We start from the raw sequence: 6,053 nt of genomic DNA, 5'->3' as shown, positions 1-6,053 counted from the left end.
CTTTTTGTATTTTAATTGATAGAGCAACGATAGTTGCATTAAAACAACACGAAAAAACAAAAAAATTGGTAATTACTTCTGAAAAAAAGGGAGAAAAAGTATGAAAAATACCACTATAAAAGACGTTGCTAAAAAAGCAGAAGTTTCTGTAACTACTGTATCGAGAGTACTTAACAATAGAGGATACATTAGTGATGAAATGAAAGATAAAGTCATGAAAGCAGTAGATGAGTTAAATTATACACCGAATGAAATTGCAAGGTCTTTTTTTACAAATGAAACCAAGTTTATTGCGTTGATTATTCCGACTACTAAAAATCCTTATTTCGGGGAATTAACTTTCCATATTGAAAAGTTGCTTGCTCAGAATGGTTATAATTTATTTATCTGCAATAGTTTAAATGATATAAAGAATGAGAAGAAGTATTTAAAGTTATTAAAAGAAAGAAGAGTAGATGGCATAATAGTGGGGTCTCATAATATTGATATATCTGAATACAAGAACTTAGAAAATAAAATCGTGTCAATTGAAAGAGAAATTACTCAGGAGATTCCAATAATTCAAAGTGATAATTATCTGGGTGGAGAATTGGCTACAAAAGAATTAATCAATAATAGCTGTAAAAGCATATTATGTGTTGTTGGAGATAAAAATATACTAACCCCAGCAAACGATCGATCTGAAGCATACAGAAAAGTAGTCTCTGAGCATGGATTAAAGTCCAATATAATTGAAATTCCTTTTAACTATTCTTTTGATAAAAAGATTGAAATAATTAAGTCAATTTTATTAACGGAAAAGTATGACGGGGTATTTGCAGGAGACGATGTGATGGCTAAACTCTTTATTAATGCTGCAAAAGATTTAGGTATTGAAATCCCGAAAAAATTAAAAGTAATAGGTTTCGATGGAACAGAAATGATAAGGCTTTTAAATCCTGAAATAAGTACTATTAGACAGCCCATAGACCTTCTTGCTAAAGGCGCTGTTGAAGCGTTAATTAATTTAATAAATGGAAGAGAAGTTGAAAAACAAATTATTTATCCTGTAGAGTTAATTTCTTCAAATACGACTAGGCTAACTTAAATATTGCTAGTGCAGTAGAGTGTACTAGCAATATTTAAAAAAGAATATGTCAAGCGGTTGACATATGAAACCGGATGACATATACTTTAATTGTTAAATAAAACGGTTTCACATAGGAGGAAATAATATGTTGAATAAGCTTAAGTTACTTTCTTTATTAGGTACGGGATTTTTTATGCTTGGATGTGGAAATGGAGAAAACAATGAGAATGCTGATTCTTTTGACTCTGAAACCCCAGATGGTCAAAGTGGAGATGCAAATGAAATAACTATGTGGGTTCAATTTTCTGAAGAATCTGCTGAAGGTCAAGTAATGGTCGATTCGATTAATGAGTTTAATGAATCTAACGAAGATGGATTGACAGCTTCAGTAAGATACATTCCCAGAAGTGGGGCTGGTGGAGGTTACGAGGATGTAATTAATGCTGCATTAACTACCGACACATTACCAGATGTTATTACATTAGATGGGCCAAATACAGCAGCTTATGCTAATTCTGGAATACTACAATCTCTTGATGGAATGTTATCCAATGTAGATGATTTTTTACCTAGTATAATTGAACAAGGTACGTTCGAAGATGAATTGTATGCTATCGGGTTTTCAGAATCAAGTGTAGGCGTCTTCTACAATGAAGATATGTTACAGGAAGCAGGAATTGATACATCTAACTTACCGACCGTAGATAATCCGTGGGATTGGAATGAATTTAATGATATGTTAGAAACTTTACATGGATATTTTGATGGGCCTGTTATTGATGTTGGTTTTGATGATCAATCAGAATGGTTAATGTATGCATTCTCACCATTCGTATGGTCAGCTGGTGGAGAAATTACAAATGAATCTGGAACTGAGTCTGTTGGATATTTCGATTCAGAAGAGACTGCATCAGCTTTTGACTTTATTCAAGGTTTAGTAAGCGAAGGCTACTCTACAATCACACCAGTTGATTTTGGCTTCCATACTGGAGAATACGCTCTATTGTTGAGTGGTTCATGGACAATACAGCAACTTGAAAGTGAATATCAAGACATAGAGTACGGTATCATGCCGTATCCTGTTTCTCCAGAAACAGGAGAGTTAGTAAGTCCCACGGGTAGTTGGGCGTACGGCATGACAACTTCAACTGACAACCCTGAAGGTGCTGCTGCTTTAATTGATTTTCTAACTTCCGAAGAGCAATTGTACAATATGAGTATGGGGAACTCAGTTTTACCTGCTAGACAGTCTGTAGCTGATAGAATGCTTGAAGAGGTAGATGAGCCAATGCAAGTCTTAATTGAGCAAAATTCACGTACCGGGCGAGCAAGACCTGTATTAATTAATTATCCTCAAGTAAGCAGAACCTTCCAAGAAACTGTGACAGAAGTATCTTATTATGAACAAAACCCAGATGTTTCAGAGTTACTAGATTTAAAAGCGCAAGAGATAGAAGGACATTTAGAATAAGCAGTTAAAAGCTAGGCTTCGCTCAGCTTTTAGTTCTATGTTAGACAAGGGGGAAGTTGAATGGTTACTAAATCTGATTTATTAAATACTAATACTAGAAAACTCAATAAAAATATGATGAAAGAAAATATTATTGGATATGCTTTCTTATTGCCGGCTTTAATTATTATTGGTTTATTTATGTTTTTACCATCTATGATGTCTTTATACTATTCATTGACTGATTATCATATGCTAACTCCTCAATTAACTGAATTTATTGGTCTTGAGAATTTCAGAAGAATGTTCAATGATCGTTTAATGAGACAAAGCATTATGAATATTTTTCAGTTTGTTATTTTCATTATGCCTATTCAAGTTGGGACTGCATTAGGTTTAGCGCTATTAGTAAATCGAAGAAGTAGAAGTACTTTATTTTATAAAGTAGCTTTCTTCTCACCTGTAGTTATGTCACTAGTTGTTGTTTCAGTTCTTTGGCTGTATCTTTTAAATCCCTCATCTGGATTAATAAATGGAATATTAGTAAGGGTGGGTGTTTCTCCTCAACCATTTTTAAGTAGCCCGGATCAAGCGATGTATGCAATTATAGTTGTGTCGGCTTGGCAAGGGGCGGGATTTCAAATGCTGATTTTTCTAGCCGGTTTACAGAATATACCCAATGAAATTTACGAAGCAGCTAGAATAGATGGTGCTTCTAAGTGGCAACAATTTTTAAATGTAACATTACCTATGCTTAAGCCAACATCTCTATTGATTCTTACAACAACTTTGATTGATGCATTTAAGTTGATTATTCAGCCTATGGTAATGACACAAGGGGGCCCTTTGAACTCTACGATGACCCCTGTGTACTATATTTACAGAACTGGTTTTACCGATAGACAAGTAGGTTTTGCCAGTGCATTAACAGTTGTATATGGTGGAGTTATAATCATGTTCACCTTGCTTCAGCGTAAGTTCATAGGAGGGGACACAAATGAGCAATAAAACGCAATCAATTCTATTTCATATTTTAAGTATTATGCTGGCTATTTTATTTATCTTTCCATTAGTGTGGATGATAGTATCTTCCATGAAGCCAGAAGCAGAAATTTTTCGTGATATGGGAACAATTCGAGCATTTCTTCCTGCGGGGCATGTTAGTGAATGGTTTACACCATATGATGCAATCTTTAGTCGTTTTAATATTGTTAGATATATTTCAAATAGTTTATTCTATGCTATTAGTGTAACTTTGGGTTCAATAATAGTGAATTCGTTGGCGGGATTTGCGTTTGCAACAGTTGACTTTAAGTTCAAAAAAATCATATTTGCATTAATGATAGCTTTGCTGGTAATTCCAGGTGAAACAATAATAATTACTAGATTTGTAGTTACCCAACGTCTAGGGGTGTTAGACACTCCATTGGCTGTAATTTTACCTTTAATTTCTACTCCGCTATATATTTACATGTTCACTATTTTCTTTAGAGCAATATCAACTGAATTGCAGGAAGCGGCAACACTAGAGGGAGCCTCTAAGTTTCAAATTTACTGGAGAATAATGTTACCCATGTCTAAACCAGCTATAGCTACAGTTGGGACCTTGTCTTTTATTATGAGCTGGAATGACTATATTTGGCCACTAATGGTACTGACAAATTCTCAGAGACATCCTTTACAGGTAGCTATAACTAATCTCAACAATACTGAACCAGTGTATATTAACCAAGTGATGGCTATCTTAACTATTTCAACTATTCCTTTGATTTTAATATATGTCTTTTTCCAAAAATACTTAGTACAAGGACTTAGCAGTTCTGGAACAGGAGTGAAATAATAAAATATGAATTATTCTTTAAATAACGCAAATCAAATTGTAAAAGAAAAAAAGAACGAGGTGAATAAGCAATATTATCCAACATTTCATTTTGCTCCAACAGTAGGTTGGATGAACGATCCTAATGGAGTTTCTTTCTATCAAGAATACTATCATTTATTCTATCAATACTATCCTTATGATTCGCAGTGGGGTCCTATGCATTGGGGACATGCTAAGAGTAAGGATGGATTGAAGTGGGAGCATCTACCGGTAGCTTTAGCTCCTGATGAGAACTACGATAAAGGGGGCTGTTTTTCTGGGAGCGCAATAGAAAAGGATGGGATTTTGTATCTAATGTATACAGGTCATTTGCCCAACGAAGAAGACGAAACACTAACTAGGCAAAATCAAAATATCGCTTTTTCTGAAGATGGTGTAAATTTTGTGAAGTATGAAAATAATCCTGTTCTTAGTGAAGAAGATGTACCTTCAGGAAGTTCTGTAGTAGATTTTAGAGATCCTAAAATAGTAGAAAAAAATGGTACCTATTATTGTGTGATTGGATCGAAGACTGTGAATAATGAAGGCCAAGTATTACTCTATAAATCAAATGATTTATTTAACTGGGAATTTGTATCAGTAGTATTGGAACATAATAAGTATTTAGGTTCTATGGTAGAGTGTCCAGATTTACTATTATTTGAGAAGAAACAAGTTTTTATGTTGAGTGCGATGGATTATACTGATGAAGTCACAAAGGTTTTTTATCCTCACATAACTTGGATAATTGAAGGAGAAATGGATTGGAATAAGTACAAGTTTGAAGTTAGTAAGGTTTATGAAATGGATAAAGGGCTAGACTTCTATGCTCCTCAGTCAGTAAGGATTGGAGAACAATATGTAGCTTTTGCTTGGATGCAAGGTTGGAATAGGACATTACCAACGCATGATAATAAACATCTTTGGGCAGGTCAAATGAGTCTTCCAAGAACTATCGCAGAAGAAGGACTTTCTCTTAAATTTAATTATCTGGAAAATATAAAAGATCAAATAAAAGAAGATCTGGTAATATCAAACTTTGATTTTGAAGAAGAACTTATTATAGGTAACCCAGTAGAGTACTTAAAAGTTAAAATTTCTAATCAAGTGATAAATAATTTTGAAATTACCTTTTCGAATGAACTAAATGAGCAATTAAAATCCATAATAGAAAATAATACAGTGGTATTTTCAAGAGAAAGCTTAAATGTCGAGATTAGAGACTATAAACAAGATAAATTGAGTGAGACAAAAAGAACTAATTATAAAGGAGATTTTGTTGATATAGAATTTTTTGTTGATAAATCGTCTATAGAGATATTTATCAATGGTGAATCATCTATAACGAGCACTTATTATATGGATTCTCCCATTACAAATGTACTATTAAGCTCAACGGACACATTAAAAATAGATACTATAGTTACTGGGGATATTTCCAAGTGATATGTACAATAACCTTTAATTAGGTGGTAGAAAGTGTATTAAGCTAATTTAAAGGCTACTGGGTTTTGCAGTCAAAAAAATAAACAGAAACTCCTGAATCCGGTCTAAGATGAACCGCGCTCAGGAGTTTTTATTTGACAAATGCATCTTGACAACTTTGAATTTGCCCAAAATTTATAACAACACTTTATATACCAAAAGCTCGAGGAATTCACATGTGGAAAACA

At 33.6% G+C, this 6,053-nt stretch carries 5 protein-coding genes; all 5 read left to right on the top strand.

Annotation, left to right across the window (positions count from 1 at the left end):
* The first annotated feature begins 100 nt into the window (after positions 1 to 100).
* Positions 101 to 1,087, top strand: coding sequence for a LacI family DNA-binding transcriptional regulator (locus ABFX15_RS09755; RefSeq protein WP_346025230.1), 987 nt, complete (start codon positions 101 to 103; stop codon positions 1,085 to 1,087).
* A 127-nt stretch (positions 1,088 to 1,214) separates the two neighbouring features.
* Positions 1,215 to 2,540, top strand: a complete 1,326-nt coding sequence (locus ABFX15_RS09750; protein WP_346025229.1) for an ABC transporter substrate-binding protein — start codon at positions 1,215 to 1,217, stop codon at positions 2,538 to 2,540.
* Positions 2,541 to 2,657: 117 nt separating this feature from the next.
* Positions 2,658 to 3,527, top strand: coding sequence for a carbohydrate ABC transporter permease (locus ABFX15_RS09745; RefSeq protein WP_346025231.1), 870 nt, complete (start codon positions 2,658 to 2,660; stop codon positions 3,525 to 3,527).
* Positions 3,517 to 4,359 (top strand): carbohydrate ABC transporter permease, encoded by an 843-nt coding sequence (locus tag ABFX15_RS09740; protein ID WP_346025228.1) that lies wholly within the window; start codon positions 3,517 to 3,519, stop codon positions 4,357 to 4,359. Before ABFX15_RS09745 ends, ABFX15_RS09740 begins: the two co-directional genes overlap by 11 nt.
* Before the next feature lie 6 nt (positions 4,360 to 4,365).
* The gene (locus ABFX15_RS09735; protein ID WP_346025227.1) at positions 4,366 to 5,826 is read left to right on the top strand and encodes a glycoside hydrolase family 32 protein; all 1,461 of its coding nucleotides are present in this window, start codon (positions 4,366 to 4,368) and stop codon (positions 5,824 to 5,826) included.
* The last annotated feature ends 227 nt before the right edge of the window (positions 5,827 to 6,053 follow it).

The organism is Alkalibacterium indicireducens (assembly GCF_039522005.1).
Lineage (GTDB): Bacteria > Bacillota > Bacilli > Lactobacillales > Carnobacteriaceae_A > Alkalibacterium > Alkalibacterium indicireducens.
Note: the sequence above shows the minus strand (reverse complement) of the source record. Positions and strands in the feature narration are given on the sequence as shown.

Coding starts and splice junctions, on each gene's coding strand:
- ABFX15_RS09755 (WP_346025230.1), top strand. CDS start 101: ATGAAAAATACCACTATAAAAGACGTTGCTAAAAAAGCAGAAGTTTCT.
- ABFX15_RS09750 (WP_346025229.1), top strand. CDS start 1,215: ATGTTGAATAAGCTTAAGTTACTTTCTTTATTAGGTACGGGATTTTTT.
- ABFX15_RS09745 (WP_346025231.1), top strand. CDS start 2,658: ATGAAAGAAAATATTATTGGATATGCTTTCTTATTGCCGGCTTTAATT.
- ABFX15_RS09740 (WP_346025228.1), top strand. CDS start 3,517: ATGAGCAATAAAACGCAATCAATTCTATTTCATATTTTAAGTATTATG.
- ABFX15_RS09735 (WP_346025227.1), top strand. CDS start 4,366: ATGAATTATTCTTTAAATAACGCAAATCAAATTGTAAAAGAAAAAAAG.